This window comes from Actinomadura mexicana (genome assembly GCF_900188105.1).
Classification (GTDB): domain Bacteria; phylum Actinomycetota; class Actinomycetes; order Streptosporangiales; family Streptosporangiaceae; genus Spirillospora; species Spirillospora mexicana.
On sequence record NZ_FZNP01000007.1, the window covers coordinates 213,287 to 235,182 of the forward strand.

21 protein-coding genes are annotated in these 21,896 nt (G+C 72.2%); 2 read left to right on the forward strand and 19 right to left on the reverse strand.

Annotated elements, in window-relative coordinates; translation table 11 throughout:
• Positions 1 to 70: 70 nt before the first annotated feature.
• The 3 genes from CHC11_RS19775 to CHC11_RS19785 all read right to left on the reverse strand — a co-directional run bounded on the left by CHC11_RS19775 (position 71) and on the right by CHC11_RS19785 (position 2,403).
• Positions 71 to 901 (reverse strand): ABC transporter permease, encoded by an 831-nt coding sequence (locus CHC11_RS19775; protein WP_089313234.1) that lies wholly within the window; start codon positions 899 to 901, stop codon positions 71 to 73.
• On the reverse strand, positions 898 to 1,866 hold the full coding sequence (locus CHC11_RS19780) for an ABC transporter ATP-binding protein (protein ID WP_089313235.1): 969 nt from the start codon (positions 1,864 to 1,866) through the stop codon (positions 898 to 900). Before CHC11_RS19780 ends, CHC11_RS19775 begins: the two co-directional genes overlap by 4 nt.
• 177 nt (positions 1,867 to 2,043) lie before the next feature.
• Positions 2,044 to 2,403, reverse strand: a complete 360-nt coding sequence (locus CHC11_RS19785; RefSeq protein WP_089313236.1) for a hypothetical protein — start codon at positions 2,401 to 2,403, stop codon at positions 2,044 to 2,046.
• A gap of 201 nt (positions 2,404 to 2,604) precedes the next feature.
• On the opposite strand from CHC11_RS19785, the gene CHC11_RS43485 reads away from it, so the two are divergent.
• A complete protein-coding gene (locus tag CHC11_RS43485) occupies positions 2,605 to 3,441 on the forward strand; it encodes an oxygenase MpaB family protein (RefSeq protein ID WP_281258347.1) in 837 nt (278 codons plus the stop codon).
• Here the strand turns inward: CHC11_RS43485 and CHC11_RS19795 are convergent.
• Genes CHC11_RS19795 through CHC11_RS19820 form a run of 6 tightly spaced genes read right to left on the reverse strand, consistent with a single transcriptional unit; the run spans position 3,438 to position 9,819 of the window.
• Positions 3,438 to 6,206: a DEAD/DEAH box helicase gene (locus CHC11_RS19795; RefSeq protein WP_089313238.1), complete on the reverse strand. Its 2,769-nt coding sequence runs from the start codon at positions 6,204 to 6,206 to the stop codon at positions 3,438 to 3,440. The two genes, CHC11_RS43485 and CHC11_RS19795, sit on opposite strands and share 4 nt — an antisense overlap.
• 38 nt (positions 6,207 to 6,244) lie before the next feature.
• On the reverse strand, positions 6,245 to 7,108 hold the full coding sequence (gene tatC / locus CHC11_RS19800) for a twin-arginine translocase subunit TatC (protein WP_089313452.1): 864 nt from the start codon (positions 7,106 to 7,108) through the stop codon (positions 6,245 to 6,247).
• 47 nt (positions 7,109 to 7,155) lie between these two features.
• Positions 7,156 to 7,521, reverse strand: coding sequence for a twin-arginine translocase TatA/TatE family subunit (gene tatA / locus CHC11_RS43490; protein WP_089313239.1), 366 nt, complete (start codon positions 7,519 to 7,521; stop codon positions 7,156 to 7,158).
• Positions 7,522 to 7,547: 26 nt separating this feature from the next.
• Positions 7,548 to 7,769: a hypothetical protein gene (locus tag CHC11_RS19810; RefSeq protein ID WP_229810316.1), complete on the reverse strand. Its 222-nt coding sequence runs from the start codon at positions 7,767 to 7,769 to the stop codon at positions 7,548 to 7,550.
• Positions 7,770 to 7,792: 23 nt separating this feature from the next.
• A complete protein-coding gene (locus tag CHC11_RS19815) occupies positions 7,793 to 8,794 on the reverse strand; it encodes a helix-turn-helix transcriptional regulator (protein ID WP_089313241.1) in 1,002 nt (333 codons plus the stop codon).
• Positions 8,791 to 9,819 carry a helix-turn-helix transcriptional regulator gene (locus tag CHC11_RS19820; protein WP_089313242.1) on the reverse strand — a complete coding sequence of 343 codons (1,029 nt, stop codon included), beginning with the start codon at positions 9,817 to 9,819 and terminating at the stop codon, positions 8,791 to 8,793. Before CHC11_RS19820 ends, CHC11_RS19815 begins: the two co-directional genes overlap by 4 nt.
• 95 nt (positions 9,820 to 9,914) lie before the next feature.
• Here CHC11_RS19820 and CHC11_RS19825 point away from each other — a divergent pair, with 95 nt between their 5' ends.
• Positions 9,915 to 10,997, forward strand: coding sequence for a DUF3866 family protein (locus CHC11_RS19825; protein WP_089313243.1), 1,083 nt, complete (start codon positions 9,915 to 9,917; stop codon positions 10,995 to 10,997).
• Here the strand turns inward: CHC11_RS19825 and CHC11_RS19830 are convergent.
• The 10 genes from CHC11_RS19830 to CHC11_RS19875 form a co-directional block, all read right to left on the reverse strand.
• A complete protein-coding gene (locus CHC11_RS19830) occupies positions 10,943 to 11,527 on the reverse strand; it encodes a DUF3291 domain-containing protein (RefSeq protein WP_089313244.1) in 585 nt (194 codons plus the stop codon). The genes CHC11_RS19825 and CHC11_RS19830 overlap by 55 nt on opposite strands.
• A 32-nt stretch (positions 11,528 to 11,559) precedes the next feature.
• Positions 11,560 to 12,216 carry a helix-turn-helix transcriptional regulator gene (locus tag CHC11_RS19835; RefSeq protein WP_089313245.1) on the reverse strand — a complete coding sequence of 219 codons (657 nt, stop codon included), beginning with the start codon at positions 12,214 to 12,216 and terminating at the stop codon, positions 11,560 to 11,562.
• Between the two features lie 45 nt (positions 12,217 to 12,261).
• Complete coding sequence (locus CHC11_RS19840) at positions 12,262 to 13,194, reverse strand: FKBP-type peptidyl-prolyl cis-trans isomerase (protein WP_089313246.1); 933 nt, start codon at positions 13,192 to 13,194, stop codon at positions 12,262 to 12,264.
• A 133-nt stretch (positions 13,195 to 13,327) separates the two neighbouring features.
• Positions 13,328 to 14,686: a Pup--protein ligase gene (gene pafA, locus CHC11_RS19845; protein WP_089313247.1), complete on the reverse strand. Its 1,359-nt coding sequence runs from the start codon at positions 14,684 to 14,686 to the stop codon at positions 13,328 to 13,330.
• Positions 14,687 to 14,878: 192 nt separating this feature from the next.
• Positions 14,879 to 15,652, reverse strand: coding sequence for a proteasome subunit alpha (gene prcA / locus CHC11_RS19850; RefSeq protein ID WP_245919511.1), 774 nt, complete (start codon positions 15,650 to 15,652; stop codon positions 14,879 to 14,881).
• A gap of 21 nt (positions 15,653 to 15,673) precedes the next feature.
• Positions 15,674 to 16,519: a proteasome subunit beta gene (prcB, locus tag CHC11_RS19855; protein ID WP_089313249.1), complete on the reverse strand. Its 846-nt coding sequence runs from the start codon at positions 16,517 to 16,519 to the stop codon at positions 15,674 to 15,676.
• 284 nt (positions 16,520 to 16,803) lie between these two features.
• Entirely contained in the window at positions 16,804 to 17,013 is a 210-nt protein-coding gene (locus CHC11_RS19860; protein WP_021593619.1) for a ubiquitin-like protein Pup, read from the reverse strand.
• A gap of 253 nt (positions 17,014 to 17,266) precedes the next feature.
• Positions 17,267 to 18,784, reverse strand: a complete 1,518-nt coding sequence (gene dop / locus CHC11_RS19865; protein ID WP_089313250.1) for a depupylase/deamidase Dop — start codon at positions 18,782 to 18,784, stop codon at positions 17,267 to 17,269.
• Positions 18,785 to 18,913: 129 nt separating this feature from the next.
• Positions 18,914 to 20,677, reverse strand: coding sequence for a proteasome ATPase (gene arc / locus CHC11_RS19870; RefSeq protein ID WP_089313251.1), 1,764 nt, complete (start codon positions 20,675 to 20,677; stop codon positions 18,914 to 18,916).
• Between the two features lie 245 nt (positions 20,678 to 20,922).
• Complete coding sequence (locus CHC11_RS19875) at positions 20,923 to 21,861, reverse strand: tRNA (adenine-N1)-methyltransferase (protein WP_089313252.1); 939 nt, start codon at positions 21,859 to 21,861, stop codon at positions 20,923 to 20,925.
• Positions 21,862 to 21,896: the final 35 nt, after the last annotated feature.

Sequence of the window (21,896 nt, forward strand, 5' to 3'; positions counted from 1 at the left end):
TCTCGACCCCTGCACGCCTGAACCGTCCGAGCCGCCTCACGGGCGGCCCGGACGGCCCGGACGGCGGCGGCTAGGCGTCGCGGCGCTTGAGCAGGACCGCGCCGATGGCGAGCAGTACGCCCGTCCAGAGCGCGAAGACCCCGTACCCCTGCCATGGGGTCAGCAGGTCGTCGGTGCCCTGGCGGGACTTGGCGATCAGCTGGCCGGCCTCGGAGGGCAGGTAGGCGTGGATGTGGTCGCCGATGCTGCCGGGCAGCAGCGTGGCGAGCGGTGCCAGCACCAGCACGAACCCGATGACGCCGGTGATGCCTCCGGCGGGGTGCCGCACGATGGCGCCGATCGCGAGAGCGAACAGACCGAGCATCGCCAGGTACAGGCCGCCGCCGATGACGGCCCGCAGCACGCCGTCATCGCCCAGCGACACCTGCGCCTTGTCCCCGATCAGCGCCGAGCCGATGAAGAACGAGACGAACGACACCGCGACGCCGAGGACGAACACGACCGCCGCGAACACCAGGGCCTTGGCCCACAGCACGGGCAGCCGCCGCGGCACCGCGAGCAGGCTCGCGCGGATCATGCCGGTGGAGTACTCCGAGGCGATCACCAGCACGCCGAGCACGCAGATGGTCAGCTGGCCGAGGAAGAACCCGCTGCCGAGGATGAAGCCGGTGGGGTCCGCGACGACCGAGGCGCGGTCGGCGGGGTCGGTCTTGTCCCACTGCGCGGCGGTGAGGCCGACCAGCAGCGCGGTGAAGCCGAGGTCCACGACCACGAGCAGGATCAGCGTCCACAGCGTGGACCGCACGGTGCGGATCTTCGTCCACTCCGAGAGCAGGAGCCGCCCGAAGCCGGGGCGGGGGTGGGCCGCGGGGTCCGCGGCGGGCGTGGTGGCCGTGGTCATCGGATCTCCCCCTCCTCGACGGGGACCGCGCTCGGGGGCGGGACCGTGTCCGGGGCGGGCGCGCCGCCTCCGCCGTACTCGACGCTGTCGCGGGTCAGTTCCATGAACGCCGACTCCAGGGAGCCGCGGGTCGGGGTGAGCTCGTGCAGGACGATGCCCTCGGCCGCGGCGAGCTCCCCGACGCGGGGCGCCTCCATGTGGGTCACGTTGAGCGACTCCTCGCCGTCGGGTGAGGCCTTGCCCCCCTCGGCGTTGACGAGGTCGGCGAGGCGGGCCGCGTCCGGGCTGCGGACGATCACCGCCTTCTCCGTGCTGCGCTCGATGAACTCCTCGGTGGAGCAGTCCGCGATCAGCCGGCCGCGGCCGATGACGATGAGGTGCTCGGCGGTGACGGCCATCTCGTTCATCAGGTGGCTGGAGACGAACACCGTGCGCCCCTCGGCGGCGAGCCGCTGCATGAGCGTGCGGATCCAGACGATTCCCTCGGGGTCGAGGCCGTTGACGGGCTCGTCCAGTACGAGCACGGCCGGGTCGCCGAGCAGCGCGGCGGCGATGCCGAGCCGCTGCCCCATGCCGAGCGAGAAGCCGCCGGCGCGCTTGCGGGCGACGCCGGCGAGTCCGACGAGCTCGACCACCTCGTCGACGCGCTTCTTGCCGATGCCCTGCGTCTGGGCGAGGCACAGCAGGTGGTTGTAGGCGCTGCGGCCGGTGTGCACGGCCCGCGCCTCCAGCATGGCCCCGACGACGCGCAGCGGCGCGTTCAGGTCGCGGTAGTGGCGGCCGTGGATCCGGGCGTCCCCGCGGTCCGGCCGGTCCAGGCCGAGCAGCAGCCGCATGGTGGTCGACTTCCCGGCGCCGTTGGGGCCGAGGAACCCGGTGACCCGCCCGGGGACCACCGTGAACGACAGGTCGTCCACGGCCGTCTTGTCGCCGTAGCGCTTGGTGAGGTTCTCCGCCTCGATCATGCCTCTCCCGGCGTCTCGCGGTGATTGATCCGTGACCGCAATCACACTAGCGCCCCGGCGCACCGGACGGATCCTCCTCGGAGCCGATCCGTCACCCACCGGCTCGACGCGCCGTGCCGGGGCACAGACGGCGAGGCGCCCTCACCGAGCCGGGAGAGCGCCTCGCCAGGGGAACCTTCAGGCGGCGACACCATCCGCGGCGTTGACGTCCTTGTGGAACCGCTTGTGCACGTACAGCCGTTCGCCGAGAGTGTCGCAGCGCCACCACAGCCCGCTCGGCGGGCCGATCCGGGTGCCCCGGGGCAGCTCCCGCAGGACCTCGTTGACCGGCGTCATGCGCAGCCGCCCGGACCTGCAGACGAGGATGCGCCGGTCCGTCACCACCACGACCCGGTAGGCGTTGCTGAAGATGATGATCCAGTACGAGAGCAGGGCGAAGTACTGGCTCGTGGTCTGAGCGCCGAACACCGCCTGGATGTTCTCACCCGGCTGCAGGACGTGGGCCGCGTTGGCGCCCATCTTGTCGCGGATGGCCACAATCAGGGCCTTTCTCGAGTTCCAATGAAACGCCTGATTGTGCCACCGACGGCCGTCACATATGACGTTTTCCAGGTTTGATAGCCGATGCTCTCTTTGCAACCCCCCGCCGGACCGCCGGTCCGGAACCCGGCCCTTATTGACCGTCTGCCAATAGGTGCGCGAGGATGGGCGGGCACGATCCGACCGCCGGGAGGCGCCGTGACCGTCCCGTCCCAGATCACGCCCGACCGCCTCGCCGACCGCGACGTGCTGCGGACCCTGGCCGCCGAGCCGCTGGTCGGCCTCGCGGCCGGCCGGGCCCTGCTCATGCAGCTCGCCCACCCGGCCGTGGCACGCGGCGTCGCCGAGCACAGCGACTTCGCCGCGCGTCCCCTGGCCCGGCTGTTCGGCACCCTCGACTTCCTGCTGATCGTCACCTTCGGCACGCCGGAGCAGGTGGCGCGCATCGCGGCGAAGGTGCGCGGCATCCACACGACCGTCCGCGGCGAGGACTACTCCGGCGACGACCCGGCCCTGCAGCTCTGGGTCAACGCGACCCTCATCGACTCGGCCCTGCACGTCTACGAGCACGTCATGCGGGGCGGCGACCCCGGCCTGGCCGAGGCCTACTACCGGCAGGCGCGGGTCGTCGCCGAGGTCCTCGGCTGCCCCCTGGAGGCGCAGCCGCCCGACCTGGCCGCGTTCCGCGCCTACATGGCCGACACGCTCGCCGCCCTGGAGGTCACCGGCACCGCCCGCGAGGTCGCCGACGCCGTCCTGTGGCCCCGCCGACTGCGCGCCCTGGCCCCCGCGCTCGCCGTCTTCCGCCTCCTGACGGCCGCGCTCCTGCCGGACGAGCTGCGGGGCCAGTTCGGCCTGCCGTGGACCCCGGCCCGCCGCCGGACGGCCGGCGCGCTCCTGCGGGCGGCCGGCCTCGGCCACCGCCTGGCCCCCGCCTGGCTGAGGCGCCCGCCGGAGCCCCTGCTGGTCCGGCTGGCCGCCTACCGCGTGGACCGGACGCTGTCGGCCAGGCGCGCGCGGCGCCGGGCAGCCTAGGCGACGGACGAGTAGGCGACGACGCCGCGGCGCATGGCGTCCATGGCGCGGCGGGCGGTCTTGCGGATGTGGCTGTTCGCGGGCGCGGCGTCGGTGACCTGGCCGAGAAGGTCGAGGAGCTGCTTGACCGCCCGCACGAAGTCGCCCGCGGTGAGGTCGCTCTCCATCAGCACCTCGTCGAGGTCGTCGCCTTTGGCCCACCGGTAGGCGGTCCACGCGAAGCCGAGGTCGGGCTCGCGCAGGAACGAGACGCGGTTGTCGCGCTCGACGCCCTCCAGCACACCCCAGAGCCTCACCATGGCGGCCAGCGCGTCCTGCGCCGGGCCGGGGGGCGTGCGGGGCGGCGTGGCGTCGTCGGGCTGCCGCGACTCGTAGACGAGGGCGGACACGCACGCGGCCAGCTCGGCCGGGCCGAGCTTCTCCCACAGGCCCTCGCGCAGGCTCTCGGCGGTGAGCAGGTCCAGCTCGTTGTAGATGCGGCCGAGGCGGCGGCCCTCGGCGGTGACGGAGTCGCCCTCGAGGTAGCCGAGCTGCTGCAGGACGGCGCAGACGCGGTCGAACGTGCGGGCGATGACCTGGGAGCGGCCCTCGACGCGGCGCCGGAGCTGCTCGGTCTCGCGGTCCAGGCGGTGGTGGCGCTCGGCCCAGCGGGCGTGGTCCTCGCGCTTGTCGCAGCCGTGCACCGGGTGGCGGCGCAGGTCGGCGCGCAGCCGGGTGATCTCGGCGTCGTCGACGGCGGGCGAGTCGCCGCGCGAGCGTTTGCGCTCGCGGACGTCGTCGGGGACCTTGTTGCGCAGCGTGGACGCCAGGTCGCGGCGGTCCTGCGGGTTGCGGGGGCTGAAGGACTTCGGGATGCGGATCCGCTCGACGGGCTCGACGGCGCGCGGGAAGTCCTGGATCGACAGCCGCTGCACGGACCGGTTCACGGTCAGCACGAGCGGCGCCGGCCCGTCGGAGCGGCGGCCGACCCCCGGGTCGAGGACGACGGCCAGGCCCGAGCGCCGCCCCGACGGGACGAGGATCACGTCGCCCGGACGCAGCCGCTCCAGGGACCGGGCGGCCTCGGCTCGGCGGGCCCCGGCGCGCTCGCGCGACAGCTCGGACTCGCGGTCCGAGAGCCGCCGCCGCATCGCCGCGTACTCCATGAAGTCGCCGAGATGGCACTCGGCGGCCTTGGCGTAGCCCTGGAGGGCCTCCTCGTTCTTGTGCACCTGCCGGGCCAGGCCGACGACGGCGCGGTCGGCCTGGAACTGCGCGAACGACTCCTCCAGGAGCGTGCGCGCCCGCTCGTTGCCGACGGCGCCGACGAGGTTGACGGCCATGTTGTAGGACGGCCGGAAGCTGGAGTTCAGCGGGTAGGTGCGGGTGCCGGCCAGCCCGGCCACGGAAGCGGGCTCGACGTTCGGGCCCCACACCACGACGGCGTGGCCCTCGACGTCGATGCCGCGCCGCCCGGCGCGCCCGGTGAGCTGGGTGTACTCGCCCGGGGTGAGGTCGACGTGGGCCTCGCCGTTCCACTTGTCCAGCTTCTCGATCACCACGGTGCGGGCGGGCATGTTGATGCCGAGCGCGAGCGTCTCGGTGGCGAACACGGCCTTGGTCAGCCCGCGGGTGAACAGCTCCTCGACGATCTCCTTGAACGTGGGGAGCATCCCGGCGTGGTGGGCGGCGACGCCGCGCTCCAGAGCCTCCCGGAAGTCGCCGTAGCCGAGGATCCGCAGGTCCTCCGGCGCGATGTCGGCGGTGCGCAGCTCGGCGTGCGCGCGGATCTCCTCGGCCTCCTCCCTGGAGGTCAGGCGGATCCCGGCGTGCAGGCACTGCAGGACGGCGGCGTCGCACCCGGCGCGGCTGAAGATGAACGTGATCGCCGGGAGCAGCCCGGCGCGCTCCAGCCGCTCGATCACCTCGGGCCGGGGCGGCGGCCGGAACCGCTGCGGGCGCGGGGCCCGGCGGCGGCCGGTGCGGCGCCCCTGGTTGACCTTGGCGCGCCGGACCTCCTCCACCGCCATCCGGGTCAGCTGCGGGTTCAGCCTGGCCTGCCGGTCCCCGCCCTTGCCGGTGTCGACGAACAGGTCGTACAGCCGCGTCCCCACCAGCATGTGCTGGAACAGCGGGACGGGGCGGTGCTCGTCCACGATCACCGCGGTGTCGCCGCGGACCTCGTGCAGCCACTCGCCGAACTCCTCGGCGTTGCTGACGGTCGCCGACAGCGCCACGATCCGCACCGAGTCCGGAACGTGGATGATCACCTCTTCCCAGACGGCGCCGCGGAACCGGTCGGCGAGGTAGTGCACCTCGTCCATCACGACGAACGCCAGCCCGGCGAGGGTCGGGGAGCCCGCGTACAGCATGTTCCGCAGGACCTCGGTCGTCATGACGACGATCGGGGCCTCCCCGTTGACGCTGTTGTCGCCGGTCAGCAGGCCCACCTTCGCCGGGCCGTACCGGCGGACGAGGTCGGCGTACTTCTGGTTCGACAACGCCTTGATCGGCGTGGTGTAGAAGCATTTGGTGCCGCCGGTCAGGGCGAGGTGGACCGCGAACTCCCCCACCACCGTCTTCCCGGAACCGGTCGGGGCGGCGACCAGCACGCCGCTGCCGTCCTCCAGGGCCTGGCACGCCTCGAGCTGGAACGCGTCGAGCTCGAAGTCGTACAGCGTCCGGAAGTCCAGCAGGGCCGGGCCGTGCCCGGCGGTGCGCCTGCGGTAGGCGGCGTAGCGCTGGGCCGGGGTCTGTCCGGCCGACGTGGTGTCGGGGGTGGTCATACCTTCGAGCCTACGGTTTCGACCGGCCCGATACCCAATCAGCGGGCCCGGTCGCCCTTCTCCAGCTCCGCGTCGATCGACTCGAGGTCGAGAGGCGAGACCTCGTCGTCGGCCAGGCCCGCGTACGGGTCGGGACGGCGGGCCCGCCTGCGGTCGTTGAAGAAGGCCAGCAGCGCGGCGATCTCGAACAGCAGGACGGTCGGCAGCGCGAGCGCGAGCATCGTGAACGGGTCGGCGCTCGGCGTGGCGACCGCCGCGAAGACGAAGATCCCGAACAGGATCAGCCGCTGGGACCGGCGGATCCGCGACGAGCTCAGCACGCCCGCCATGTTCAGGACGACCACGAACAGCGGGAGCTCGAACGTCAGCCCGAAAACCAGCAGCATCGTCAGCACATAGCTGAGATAGCTGTCGACCGTGATCAGTGGCTTGACGTCGTCGGCGACGAACCCGAGGAAGATCGCCAGGCCCTTGTCGACGGTCAGGTACGCCAGGCCGGTGCCGACGAAGAACAGCGGGACGGCGGCGCCGAGGAACACGTACGTCCAGCGGCGCTCCCGCTGGTACAGGCCGGGCGCCACGAACGCCCAGAGCTGGTACAGCCAGACCGGTGCGGAGATGACCCCGCCGATGATGCAGGAGATCTTCAGCTTCAGGAAGAACGAGGAGAAGATCCCGTTGACGAACAGGGAGCACTCGTCCTTGTCGACAACGTGGGACTGGGGCAGCGAGCAGTAGGGCTGCTTCAGGAAGTCCCAGACCGGGTCGAACAGCAGCCAGCCGAGGATCGCGCCCACCACGAAGGCCAGCACGGCCTTGATCAGCCTGTTCCGCAGCTCACGGAGGTGCGCCATGAGGGGCATGCGGCCGTCGGGGGCGGCGTCGCGCCTGTTCAGCTTCATCGTCGGCATTCGGCTCGGGGGTCGGGGTGGTCGCTGCGCGGGACGGGTCAGCCCTTGCGCGCCTGGCCGGGGTCCGACACCGGCACACCCTGGATCGGCTCACCCGAGGCCAGCGCACCGCGGGACCGCTGCCCGCCCTCGGAGGCCGCCGCCTCGCGCTCCAGCCGGGCCGCCTCCTCGCGCAGCCGCGCGGCCCTGTCGCGCGCCTCCTCGCCCTGCGAGGTCGGCATGGTCTTGGCGGGCCGGTCGGCGGGCGCGTCGTCATCGTCCTCGCGCAGGCCCTTGGTCTCGGCCTTCAGGATGCGCGCCGACTTGCCCAGCGAACGGGCGAGCTGGGGCAGCTTCGCCGACCCGAAGATCAGGACGACGACCAGCAGGATGATGAGCAGTTCGGGGGTCCCGATGTTCGGCATGTGCAGTCCTCTTCAACAGGTGACACTCAGGACGATCGTACGCCGTCCCCGGGCGGTTGTGGCGATCGATCGTCCTCGAGCCGGGAGAGTTCATCGCGCAGCGCCGACCGTTCCGGTTCCAGCCGGCGCCTGGTGCGCTCCAGTTCACGTCCGAACCGCCGCACGCCCAGCCACACCTTGAAGGCGCACCAGGCGAGCACGGCCAGCCCGGCGAAACCGAGCGACACCGATACCGAGACCCACGCCACACCCGCCACGCTATCCGATCGGCTCACGCCAGGCCGTACCGGGCCAGCGCGCGTGCCGCGTCGTCCCGCACCCCGGCCGCGATCGCCTCCGGGGCCACGACGCGCCCCTGGTCGCCGAGCCGCAGCGCCAGGCCCCGCACCCAGCGGGCGTCCGGGGTGCGCAGGACGACCCGGAGCCGCCCCTCCCCCAGTTCCTGCACGCTCTCGCAGGGGTAGTAGTCGGCGACCCACCGGCCGCGCGCGGACAGCTCCAGGGTGACCGCCTCGTCCTGCGGCGAGGGGCGGAACAGGCCGGCGTCCACGTCGATCGGCTCGGCGTCGTCCGGCACCTCGGCGGGCACGTCCAGCACCGACAGGTCGGCGATCCGGTCCAGCTTGAACAGCCGCACCCCCTCGGCCCGGCGGCACCAGCCCTCCAGATAGGTGGTGCCCTCCACGACCAGCAGCCGCATCGGGTCGACGTCGCGCTCGGTGTTCTCGTCCCGCGCCGGGACGTAGTAGGTCAGGTGGACGCGGCGGCGCGCCGCGATCGCCTCGCGCAGCACCGCGACCGCGGTGCGGGCCGAGTCGGCCGACCCGCCCCGGGCGTCCACCTCCACGGCGACCTTGCTGGAGACCGCCGCGGCCGCGCCCGCCGCGCTCTCCAGCTTGGCGATCACTCGGCTGAGCGCGTCCCGGTCGTGCAGGTCGGGGATCTCGGCCAGCATCCGCAGCGCCACCAGCAGCGCGCTCGCCTCGTCCACCTTCAGCCGCAGCGGCCGGGCGATCGACTCGGCCTCCGCCACAGTGATCTCCCCGCCCTCGTAGGACAGGTCGATCGGGCAGTAGGGGTCGGGCCCGCGCAGCTCCACGCACCACAGCAGGTTCAGGTCGTCGATCAGCTGCTTCTCGGTCACCCCGAACGCGGCGGCGGCCTCGCCGAGCGCCACCGAGTCGCGGCTCACCACGTACGGGACGAGCGCCAGCAGGCGCGCGAGCCGGTCCGTGGACGTCGTCGCCGCCTTCGCCGCGGACTTCGCCGTCATCGGCCGTTCATCTCCCCATGCTCGCCGTGCCCCGCCGCCGGGTGCGCGCCGGCGGCGGCCAGCACCGACTTCAGGTGCTGGACCACCGCCTCGCGCAGGTCCGGCGGGTCGAGGACCACCACATCGTCGGCGAACCGCGCGAGGTAGGGCGCGAACCGGTCGACGTCTCCGAAGGTCAGGACCGCCTCGTCCCACTCCCCGTCCCAGGCCGGCTCCTCGACCGGGCGGACGTCCCGGGCCCACCGCCGCGGGCCCTGCGCCGCGCCGCGCCGCAGCCGGACCGTCGCCGGGCGGGGCTCGCCGAGCGGCTCGCTCCAGTCGAACGCGATGCGCCGCACGTCCACCCCGTCCGGGACCGTCACCGACCCGGGCGGGCCGTCCGGCGCGACGTCCCCGACGATGCGGCTCAGCCGGAACACCCGCTGCTCGTCGCGGTCGCGGTCGAACCCGACCACGTACCAGCGGCCCCGCCGGCTCACCACGCCCCACGGGTCCAGGTGCCGGCGCGCCACGGACGTGCGGCCGATGCCCTGGTAGTCGAACGCGACCGGGCGGCCGTCGCGCACGGCTTCCCACAGGGCCGGGAAGGACGGGTCATGCGTGTTCACCCGCGGCTCGATGCCGGTCGCGGCGGCCACGTCGGTCTCCACCCCGGCCGCGCGCAGCTTCAGCAGCGCCCCCGACGCCGCCTCGGCCATGCTGGCGCGCTGCCACACCCGCGCCGCCAGGCCCAGCACCGCCGCCTCGTCCGGAGACAGGTGGACGTCGGGCAGCTCGTAGGCCTGCGGGGGGATCCGGTAGCCGATCTCCTCGCCGCCGCCGCCCTGCTGGTCGCTGCCGACCTCCAGCGGGACGCCGAGCTCGCGCAGCTCCTCCTTGTCCCGCTCGAACATGCGCTTGAACGCCTCGTCGGAGTCGGGGTAGCCGGGCACCGCCCGGCGGATCTGCTCGGCCGTCAGATAGCGCCGGGTGGCGAGCAGGCAGACCACCAGGTTCAGCAGCCGCTCGGTCTTGCGCCGCGACACTTCGCCACCACCTCGTTCCTCCGTGAGCCCCGAACCCCGGCCGGCGTGCCGATCGTCCCCACGTGCCGTCGTGCAGGACGCTACCGTTTCCCGGTGTGATCCGATGGCGCAAAGGCACAGTCGAGGACATCCGCCGCGAATGGCCGGGGGCGGTCGAGCTGGACGTCTCGATCGGGGGCGAAGGGACGCACCGGGCCCTGGCCTATCCCGCCCTGGTGGGAAGGCCCGAACCGGGCGACACCGTCCTGCTCAACACTACGGCCTTGGCGATGGGGCTCGGCACCGGCGGGTACGCCATGGTCGTCGCGGTCCCGGACCGGCTCCCGCCCGACCCGGCGGGGCCCGGCCACCTGGTCAAGGCCCGCTACACCCCGCTGCAGGCCACCGTCCTCGGCGCCGACGAGCAGGACTCGCCCCACCACCCGGTCCTGCGCGACGCCGACTCGCTGGACGCGATGCCCGTCATCGTCGCCGACCTGCACTCCGCGCTGCCCCCGATCCTGGCCGCCCTGCTGGCCGGGCGCCCGGACGCGCGGGTCGTCTACGTGATGCCCGACGGCGGGGCGCTGCCGGCGTGGTTCTCGATGTCCATCGCCCGGCTGAGGGACGCCGGGGCGCTCGCCGCGACCGTCACCGTGGGGCAGGCGTTCGGCGGCGACCTGGAGGCCGTCACCGTCCACACCGGCCTGCTGGCCGCGCGGCTGGTCCTGGAGGCCGACGTGGTGGTCCTCGCCCAGGGGCCGGGCAACCTCGGCACGGGCACCAAGTGGGGCTTCTCGGGCGTCGCGGCGGGTGAGGCCGTCAACGCCGCGTCCGTGCTGGGCGGGCGACCGGTGGGGTCGCTGCGGGTCAGCGAGGGCGACGGGCGCGAGCGCCACATCGGCGTCTCGCACCACTCCCTGACCGCCTACGGGCGCGTGGCGCTGGCCCGCGCCGACATCCCCGTCCCCGAGCTCGGCGGCCCCTTCGGCGCCCGCGTCGCCGCCGGGGCCGCGCCGCTGGGCGACCGGCACCGGCTCGTCCCGGTCCCCGTCGACGGCCTCCACGAGGCCCTCAGGGCCGCCGAGAAGGACTGGGGTGTCCGGCTGTCGACCATGGGACGCCGGCTGGACGAGGACCTCCCCTACTTCCTCGCGGCGGCCGCGGCGGGCCGCCACACGGCCGGCCTGCTCGGCTGAGCCTGGAACGCCGCGGGCTCGGTGCCGGCGGGCGCGATGCCTGCGGGCACGGTCCCGGCGCCGGCGCCGGCGGCCTCCTCGGCGGTGTAGGACGAGGTGAACGTGAACGCCCGCGGCGAGGGGCCGTCCGCGCGGAGCAGCGCGAGGCGCTCCAGTGCCTCGCCGACGGTCGGGACGTGGCCCGCCGGCACCCACCACAGCACGAGATGCGCGTCCACGTGCCGCTGGAACCACTCGCGGCGGCGCCGCATCGTCTCCAGGTGGCCGCTGCGGTAGACGAAGTCCCACAGCGCCTCCGCCGACTCCCACACCGAGAAGTTGACGATGACGTCCTCGCCGGCGGGGCGCATCCCGGTGGCGTCGGCCTCCCCCTCCTCCACCAGCCGCCAGACGAAGCCCGGCGTGCCGTCGGCGAGCGCGTTGACCGGCTCCACCAGCGCGACGAAGTCCGCCATGCGCGGGTCGCCGAGGGGAAAGCGGAGCGTGCCGAGGTTGAACTGGGCGAGGTGGTACCGGGTCCGTGTGCTCATGGGCTCACCCCACCACGCCCGTCACTTCTATGTCAATGTTCATTGTTTTTAGAGGTAGCGGCCGCGACGCAGCACCAGCCGGGCCGCGGATCCATCCGGACCCGGACCTGCGAGCCCTCCACCAGCCCTTCGAGCAGCGCCAGGTTCATCCCGCAGACGAGCGGCGGGAACTGCTCGGCGACCGCGTGGAAGGGGCAGTTGCGCATGCGCAGGACGGCGCCGTCGTCGTCCATGACCGGTTCGTAACCGCGGTCGGCCAGCACGCCCGCCAGACGGTCCAGGCCGTCGAAGGCGGAGCTCTTGCCGCGCAGCGCCCTTCCCCTGCGGCGGGCCGCGTCCTGGAGCTCCATGTCGAGACCGGCCGTCTCGGCGGCTTCGGCCAGTAGCACCGCCGCCGTCCGGTAGTCGCGGGCGGGCAGCGACACGTCCCGCTCCGCCGCCGAGCGCCGGTACACCTTCGCCGGGCGCCCCGCCCCGGGGCCCGAGCGTCCCGTCAGCCGCCTGCTGCCGGCCTCCAGGAGCCCGGCGTCGACCAGCTTGTCCAGGTGGAACGCCGCCAGGGTCCGCGCGACGCCGGCCGCCTCGGCGGCCTCGCCCCGCCCCACCTCGCGGCCCTGCGCCGCGACGAACTCGTACAGCCGCCGCCGCACCGGATCCTGCAGCAGCGCGATCGCGTCGATGTCCTCCACCCGGCCATTCTAAGTACGACGGGGACTCGACTTAGAAAGCGCGGCTCAGTGCGCGCCCAGCAGGTCCACGACGAACACCAGCGTGTCGTTCCCCTTGATGCCGAACTGCGCCAGCCCCTTCGCCCCGTACCCGAGGGCCGGCGGCACCACCAGCAGCACGCGGCCGCCCACCCGCTGGCCCACCAGGCCCTGGTCCCAGCCCTTCATGACCTGGCCGGTCCCGATCATCGCCCCGAACGGGTGGCCCTCGGACCAGGAGGAGTTGAACGCCTTCCCGTCGCGCCAGAAGTACCCCCCGTACTGCAGCGCCACCAGCTGGCCCTTGCGCACGACCGGGCCGTCCCCCTTGACCAGGGTCCGCACCTGGAGGCCCTTCGGCGGGGCCGAGCGCGGCATCGTCACCGCCGGCGCCCGCCCCGCCGCCGCGTCCGCCACCTTCGGCAGCCCCGGCTCGTCCGGCGGCGCCTGCCGGGTGCCGTGCGGGCCCGCCGTCCGCGGATACACCGCCCGGACGTCCAGGACGTACACCAGCGTGTCGTCGCCGCCCACCTGGTGCGCGGGGTCGCCCTCGTCGCCGAAGCCGTCCTTCGGCGGGATGCGGGTCACCACCCGCGATCCCGGCCGCACCCCCTGGAACGCCTTCGTCAGGCCGGGCACCAGCCGGCCCGTGGGGAACGCGCCCGGCTCGCCCTTGGAGTAACTGCTGGCCAGCAGCTTGCGCCCGCCCTTGTTCCACCGATAGCCCACGTAGTCGGCCACGACGAGGTCGCCCTTGCGCGCCGCCGTTCCCCCGCCCTTCTTGACGGTCTTCACCGCGAAGGAGTCGCCCGGCGCCCCCTTGGGGAACTTCACCTGCGGCAACTTCCCGAAGTCACCGCTCACCTCGACGTCCACGCCGCCGCCCGAGCAGGCGGCGGACAGCGCGAGCGGCAGGGCGAGCACGACGGCCGCGGGGAGGAACCGAACACGACGGCGCATACGGGGGTCCTTCGGGGGTGGCGAGCGCTACTGCGCGCTCACCCTACCGCCCAGGTGACCTGCCGGTAACCTGCCGTGCGCGTGTCGTCCCGCGCGGTCCGGAACGCGCACCCCGAGACCGCCGCGCCCGCGCCTACATGCCGGCGATGAGCTTGTCCACGCGCTCGTCCACGGAGCGGAACGGGTCCTTGCACAGCACCGTCCGCTGCGCCTGGTCGTTCAGCTTCAGATGGACCCAGTCCACCGTGAAGTCGCGCCGCTTCTCCTGCGCCTTGCGGATGAACTCGCCCCGCAGCCGCGCCCGCGTCGTCTGCGGCGGCACCGACTTCGCCTCGAAGATGTCGAGGTCGCGCGACACCCGGTCGACGGACCCCCGCTTCTCCAGCAGGTAGTACAGCCCGCGGTCGCGGTGCACGTCGTGGTAGGTGAGGTCGAGCTGTGCCACGCGCGGCGACGACAGCGGCAGGTCGTACTTGCGCCGGTACCGCTCGATCAGCTTGTACTTGATCACCCAGTCGATCTCGCGCGAGACCAGGTCCAGGTCGCCGGTCTCCACCGCGCGCAGCGTCCGCTCCCACAGCTCCAGCACCCGCTTGGCCGTCGCGTCGCCGCCCCGCGCGTCCACGAAGTCGCGCGCCTTGCCGTAGTACTCCTTCTGGATCTCCAGCGAGCTGGCCTCGCGGCCGTTGGCCAGCCGCACCTTGCGGCGGCCGGTCATGTCGTGGCTGACCTCGCGGATCGCCCGGATCGGGTTCTCCAGGGTGAGGTCGCGCATCACCACCCCGGCCTCGATCATCCGCAGCACCAGGTCGGTCGCCCCGACCTTGAGCAGCATCGTCGTCTCGCTCATGTTCGAGTCGCCGACGATCACGTGCAGGCGGCGGAACCGCTCGGCGTCCGCGTGCGGCTCATCGCGGGTGTTGATGATCGGACGGGACCGCGTCGTCGCCGACGACACGCCCTCCCAGATGTGCTCCGCCCGCTGCGACACGCAGTAGACCGCGCCGCGGGGCGTCTGCAGGACCTTGCCGGCGCCGCAGATGATCTGCCGCGTCACCAGGTACGGGATCAGCACGTCCGCGAGCCGCCCGAACTCGCCGTGCCGCCCCACCAGGTAGTTCTCGTGGCAGCCGTAGGAGTTTCCGGCCGAGTCGGTGTTGTTCTTGAACAGGTAGATGTCGCCGGCGATGCCCTCCTCGCGGAGCCGCCGCTCGGCGTCGACCAGGAGGCCCTCCAGGATCCGCTCGCCCGCCTTGTCATGCGTCACCAGGTCCACGACGCTGTCGCACTCCGGCGTCGCGTACTCCGGATGGCTCCCCACGTCCAGGTAGAGCCGAGCCCCGTTGCGAAGGAACACGTTGCTGCTGCGGCCCCACGACACGACCCTGCGGAACAGATAGCGCGCCACCTCGTCCGGTGACAACCGCCGCTGCCCGCGGAAGGTACAGGTGACGCCGTACTCGTTCTCAAGCCCGAAGATGCGCCTGTCCACACCAAGACCCTATGCGGCGCGGCCGTCACTTGGCAGTCTCTCGACCCACCGTTTCCGGCCAACGCGGCCGCGGCACCGCAAGGCGCCCGGAACGCCGCGGGCCCGCGGCGGCGGGACGGTGGTCGCCGTCCCCGCCGCCGCGGGCCCCTCTCGGCAGGCGGGGCGCCGTCCGGCGGCCCGCCCGCCCGCGCGTCAGTCCTCGTCCGCGCCGGACGAGGAGGCCGTTCCGCCACCGGTGGGACCGTCGGAGTCCTCGCCGCCGGAGGTGATGCCGGACCCGGAGTCCTCCGCCGCCAGCAGGTCACTGATCCGCGCCGCCGACAGCCGCTTGAACCGCCGGTGCTCGCGGTTGCGGTCCAGCACCGCGACCTCCAGCGAGGTCGCCTCCAGGTGCCGGTCGGAGTCCTGGGCCTCCAGCGCCCGCACGGCCGTGCGCAGCGCGTCCTCCAGCGAGGAGCCCTCCCGGTAGCCGTCCTTCAGCGACTGCGCCACCGCCTCGGCCTGCCCGCCCATGGCGACGTAGCCGTGCTCGTCGGCGACCGAGCCGTCGAACGTCAGCCGGTAGATCTGGTCGGTCTCGGCCTCGTCGCCCACCTCCGCGACGACCAGCTCCACCTCGTACGGCTTGTTGGTCTCAGTGAAGATCGTCCCGAGCGACTGCGCGTACACGTTCGCCAGGCCCCGCGCCGTCACGTCGCGGCGGTCGTACTGGTAGCCGTTGATGTCGGCGTAGCGGACGCCCCCGAGCCGCAGGTTCTCGAACTCGTTGTACTTCCCCACCGCCGCGAACGCGATCCGGTCGTAGATCTCACTGATCTTGTGCAGCGCCCGCGACGGGTTGTCCGCCACGAACAGGATGCCGTCGTCGTACTGCAGCACCACGACACTGCGGCCGCGCGCTATGCCCTTGCGCGCGTAGTCCGCCTTGTCCTTCATCTGCTGTTCGGGCGACACGTAGAACGGCATGGACACCGGTCTGGATCCCTTCTATCGCAGCGGGGCGGTCGGGCCGCCCGGCGAGTCGTAACGTGCGTCGACGACGGCCTGCGCCAGCGCGCCCACCTCGTCCTCGCCGAGCCGGCGGTACCCGTCCGCCGTCACCGACGCCACCACCGGGAAGATCCGGCGCGTCAGGTCGGGCCCGCCCGTCGCCGAGTCGTCGTCGGCCGCGTCGTACAGCGCCTGGACGCACACCAGCGCCGCGTCCTGCGCCGACAGTTCGGGACGGTAGAGCTTCTTCATGGCGCCGCGCGCGAAGACCGACCCCGAGCCGATCGAGTGGAAGTCGCGCTCCTCGTAGCGTCCGCCCGCCGGATCGTAGGAGAAGATCCGCCCCTCGTCCCGCTCCTCGTCGTAGCCCGCGAACAGCGGCACCACCGCCAGGCCCTGCATCGCCATCGCCAGGTTCTGCCGCACCATCGTCGCCAGGCGGTTGGCCTTGCCCTCGACCGACAGCGTCCGGCCCTCGCGCTTCTCGTAGTGCTCCAGCTCCACCTGGAACAGCCGGACCATCTCGATCCCGATCCCGGCCGTGCCGGCGATCGCGATCGCGGAGAACTCGTCGGCCCGGAAGACCTTCTCGATGTCGCGCTGCGCGATGACGTTGCCCGCCGTCGCCCGCCGGTCGCCCGCCATCACCACCCCGCCGGGGAAGCCGACCGCGACGATCGTCGTCCCGTGCGGGATGTCCTCGCCCGCCCGCGTGGACGGCGGCGTCCGCCGGCCGGGCAGCAGCTCCGGGGAGTAGGCCCCGAGGAACTCCGTGAACGACGACGTATCCGGGCTCGCGAACAACCCCGGCAGACGTCCGGTGTGCGAATCGTGGGACGCCACGCGACTCCCTTCCCCTCCACCATGGCGCCGGCTTCGACAATCCCACCGGCGCGGACTCTACGACCCTACTGTTCAAGGTCGCCCGCGCGCATGCCGCCCGATCACCGGTCCGATCAGCCCACGGCGAACCCGGCACGCCCGGCACGCCCGGCACGCACGAGGGCGGACACACGAACATGGGCGGGCCACCGCGGCCCACCCATGTCCTCACTACCGTGTCAAGTTGGAGTTCCGCTCCGGAGAAACGGCGATTCGCTATGTGGCCGATCCGCCCGATTCGGGGTTCACTGTCCGCCCTTTTGGATATACGCGCGGACGAAGTCCTCGGCGTTCTCTTCCAGCACCTCGTCTATTTCGTCCAGGATCGAGTCCACGTCGTCGGTGAGCTTCTCCTGGCGCTCCTGCACGTCCTCGGTGGTCGTGGCCTCGGTCTCCTCGACCTCTTCCGTGCGCCGGGTGGTCTGCTTCTGACCGCCGGTGTCCTTCGTGGCCATTCCGTACCTCCGCTCTGCCGGTGCCTCCGACCCTATCTCCGATCTTCGACGGTGCGCGGAACTCTCGGGTCCGTTTCGCCGTCTCCGCCCGGGGGCCGGGGGCATGCTCGGGTTATCGCCGGTCCACCGCCCACCGAAACGGGCAAACCGGCCACGAAACCGGCCCGTTACCCGGCCTGGCCGGCCGCGGCGCCCGCCGCGCTCGACGGTCCCGCCGACAAGCGGACGCGCGTGCCGCGCCCTCGCCGCCCGTTCAGCTCTGGCCCGTCAGGGTGGCCACGAGGTCCGCGGCGGTGCGGCAGCGGTCCAGGAGGGCGCCAACGTGCTGCTTGGTGCCGCGCAGGGGCTCCAGGGTGGGTACACGCTGCAGCGACTCCCGGCCCGGGACGTCGAAGATGACCGAGTCCCAGGAGGCCGCGGCGACGGACTCGGCGTACTGGCGCAGGCAGCGGCCCCGGAAGTAGGCCCGGGTGTCCTCCGGCGGGTCCTCCACGGCGGCCTGGACCTGCGCCTCGGTGACGACCCGGTCGATGCGGCCGCGGTCCACCAGGCGGTTGTAGAGGCCCTTGTCGGACCGGATGTCGGTGTACTGCAGGTCGACGAGCTGCAGGCGCGGGTGGGACCAGTCCAGGCCGTCGCGGCTGCGGTAGCCCTCCAGCAGGGACAGCTTGGCGACCCAGTCGAGCTCGCGGGACAGCTGCATCGGGTCGTCGCCGAGGCGGTGCAGGACGGACTCCCAGCGGTCGAGGACGTCCATGGTCATCTCGTCCACGTCCGCGCCGAACCGGTCCTCGACGTACTTGCGCGACTGCTCCAGGTACTCCATCTGGAGCTGGACCGCGGTCATCTTCCGGCCGTCGCGCAGCGTGAGCAGGTGCTTGCAGGACGGGTCGTGGGAGACCGCCCGGAGCGCGGCGACGGGCATGTCGACCGAGAGGTCGACGGTGAGGAAGCCGTCCTCGATCATGGCGAGGACGAGCGAGGTGGTGCCGAGCTTGAGGTAGGTGGACAGCTCGGCCATGTTGGCGTCGCCGATGATGACGTGCAGCCGCCGGTACTTCTCGGGGTCGGCGTGCGGCTCGTCGCGGGTGTTGATGATCGGCCGCTTGAGGGTGGTCTCCAGCCCCACCTCGACCTCGAAGAAGTCCGCGCGCTGGCTGATCTGGAAGCCGTCGCCGCGGCCGTCCACGCCGATGCCGACGCGGCCGGCGCCACAGACGACCTGGCGGGAGACGAAGAACGGGGTGAGATGCCGGACGATGTCGGCGAAGGGCGTCTCGCGGCGCATGAGGTAGTTCTCATGGCAGCCGTAGGAGGCGCCTTTGTTGTCGGTGTTGTTCTTGTAGAGCTGGATGGGGTGGGTGCCGGGGACGAGCGCCGCGCGGCGCGCGGCGTCGGCCATCACGCGCTCGCCCGCCTTGTCCCAGATGACGGCGTCGAGCGGGTTGGTGCACTCGGGCGCCGAGTACTCGGGGTGGGCGTGGTCGACGTACAGCCGGGCGCCGTTGGTGAGGATCACGTTGGCGAGGCCGAGGTCCTCGTCGGTGAGCTGCGTGGGGTCGGCGACCTCGCGGGCGAGGTCGAAGCCGCGGGCGTCCCGGAGCGGGTTCTCCTCCTCGAAGTCCCAGCGGGCCCTGCGGGCCCGCGCCGCCGACGCCGCCAGGTAGGCGTTGACGACCTGGGAGGAGGTCACCATCGCGTTGGCCCCTGGCTGTCCGGGTACGGAGATGCCGTACTCGGTCTCGATGCCCATCACCCGCCGAACACTCATATCGTCGAGCCTATCGGGGCCGGGAGGGTGGAGCCATGGGGCCCGCTGTTCACCGCTCCCGTGGCGTGGCACGCCGACGCGGCGGCCCCTGCGTGCAGGGGCCGCCGCGCGTACGCGTCAGGTCGGGGGTTACAGGTACTGGCCGGTGTTGGCGACGGTGTCGATGGAGCGTCCGGCCTCGGAGCCCTTGGTACCGGAGACCAGCGTGCGGATGTAGACGATCCGCTCGCCCTTCTTGCCGGAGATGCGGGCCCAGTCGTCGGGGTTGGTGGTGTTGGGCAGGTCCTCGTTCTCGCTGAACTCGTCGACGCAGGCGGCCAGCAGGTGGTTGACCCGCAAGCCCTTCTGGCCGGTGTCGAGGAACTGCTTGATGGCCATCTTCTTGGCCCGGTCGACGATGTTCTGGATCATCGCGCCGGAGTTGAAGTCCTTGAAGAACAGGACTTCCTTGTCCCCGTTGGCGTAGGTGACCTCCAGGAAGCGGTTCTCCTCGGTCTCGGTGTACATGCGCTCGACGGTGCGCTGGATCATCGCCTCGACGGTGGCCTCGGTGGAGCCGCCGTGCTCCTTGAGGTCGTCGGGGTGCAGCGGCAGTCCCTGGAGGATGTACTTGGAGAAGATGTCCTTGGCGGCCTCGGCGTCCGGCCGCTCGATCTTGATCTTGACGTCCAGCCGGCCGGGCCGCAGGATCGCGGGGTCGATCATGTCCTCGCGGTTGGACGCGCCGATCACGATGACGTTCTCCAGGCCCTCGACGCCGTCGATCTCGCTGAGCAGCTGAGGGACGATGGTGTTCTCGACGTCGGAGGAGACCCCCGAGCCGCGGGTGCGGAAGATGGAGTCCATCTCGTCGAAGAACACGATGACCGGGGTCCCGGCGGACGCCTTCTCGCGGGCCCGCTGGAAGACCAGGCGGATGTGCCGCTCGGTCTCGCCGACGTACTTGTTCAGCAGCTCGGGGCCCTTGATGTTGAGGAAGAAGCTCTTGCCCTCCTGGCCGGTCTTCTCCGCGACCTGCTTGGCGAGCGAGTTCGCGACGGCCTTGGCGATGAGCGTCTTGCCGCAGCCGGGCGGACCGTAGAGCAGCACGCCCTTGGGCGGCCGCAACTGGTGCTCGCGGAACAGGTCGGCGTGCAGGTAGGGCAGCTCGACCGCGTCGCGGATCATCTCGATCTGCGATCCGAGGCCGCCGATCTCGTTGTAGGAGATGTCGGGGACCTCTTCGAGGACGAGCTCCTCGACCTCCGCCTTGTGGATCTTCTCGTAGGCGTAGCCGGACCTCGGTTCGAGCATGAGCGAGTCGCCCGCCCGAAGCGGGACGCCGCGCAGCGGCTCGGCGAGCTTGACGACGCGCTCCTCGTCGGCGTGCGCGATGACCAGGGCGCGCTCACCGTCGTCGAAGAGCTCCTTGAGCATGACGACCTCGCCCTGCTCCTCGAACTTCAGCGCCTCGACGATGTTGAGGGCCTCGTTGAGCATGACCTCCTGGCCGCGCTGGAGTTCGTCGACCTCGACGGCCGGGCTGACGTTGACACGCAGCTTGCGTCCGCCGGTGAAGATGTCGACCGTTCCGTCGTCGCGCGCGTCCAGGAAGACCCCGAACCCTGAAGGTGGTTGTGCGAGCCTGTCGACCTCCTCCTTGAGCGCCACGATCTGTTCGCGAGCCTCTTTGAGGGTCGCTACGAGACGCTCGTTCTGACCGGTTACGGCGGCCAGGTTGGCCTGTGCCTCATGGAGGCGTTCTTCCAGCACACGTACTTGGCGCGGGGATTCCGCGAGCTTTCGGCGCAGCACGGAGATCTCCTCCTCCAGGAAGGAAATCTGCGTCTGAAGGTCCCTGACCTCCTTTTCGTGCTGCGCCCTGCGCGCCCCAGCATCGTCACGAGCGGCCACGCCCCGCCACCTCCTCACGAAGAGAGCCGACGACCTACTGAGACCCTACCTATCTGGAGGGCTTCCGTAACCTGCCCATTCGGTGTTCGTGTCGTGCGGGGGTCTTCCGGGAGGGTTCGCAGGGGCGCCGTGGAGGCGGCGAGGGTCGGGGGCTTACGGCGCCCGGACCTGCGGGTTCGGGATCCCGGGCGTGTCGTGGCACGGCGTTTGCCTAGTCCGGTGGAGGGGCGCCGACGGAATGTGATCTAGGACTCGGCCGGGCCCTCGGGCGCGGCGCCGGACGAGGGCGCGGCGGGGCCGGTCGCCGAGTGGGCGCCCTTCGCGGGACGGCGGCGCCTGGCGGGCGGGGTCACCCCGTCGGCGAGGCGGCGCGCGGTGACGAGGAAGCCGGTGTGGCCGACCATCCGGTGGTCGGGGCGGACGGCGAGCCCGTCGACGTGCCAGGAGCGCAGCATCGTCTCGAAGGCGTACGGCTCGGCGAACCGGCCGTGGGAGCGCAGATCCTCGACGACCCGCGACATCTGGGTGGTGGTGGCGATGTAGGCGCAGACCATGCCGCCGGGGACGAGGGCCTTGGCGACGGCGTCGAGGGTCTCCCAGGGCGCGAGCATGTCCAGCACGACGCGGTCGACGTCGGCCTCGGCGAGGGCGTCCTCCAGCGAGCCGACGGTCAGCCGCCAGGCGGGGTGGGCCCCCCCGAAGAACTTCTCGACGTTGGCGCGGGCGATGTCGGCGAAGTCGGGCCGGCGCTCGTAGGAGGAGACGAGGCCGTGCTCGCCGACGGCGCGCAGCAGGAAGCAGCTGAGGGCCCCGGACCCGGCGCCGGCCTCGACGACGCGGGCGCCCGGGAAGATGTCGGCCATCGCGATGATCTGGGCGGCGTCCTTGGGATAGACGACGGCGGCGCCGCGCGGCATGCGGAGGGTGAAGTCGGCGAGCAGCGGGCGGAAGGCCAGGTACTCGACTCCGCCGCTGGAGCGGAAGACGCTCCCCTCGGGGCTGCCGATCATGTCGTCGTGGGGGACCGAGCCCTTGTGCGAGTGGTAGACCTTGCCGGGCTGCAGCGTGATGGTGTTGATCCGGCCCTTGGGGTCGGTGAGCTGAACCTGGTCGCCGGGGCGGAACGGGCCGTGCGGGATGCGGCCGGGCGAGGGGGCGGGGCCGTCGGGCCGGGGTTCGCTCATGGAGGTCAAGGCTAGTGGCGGGCGCGGGCAGCTCA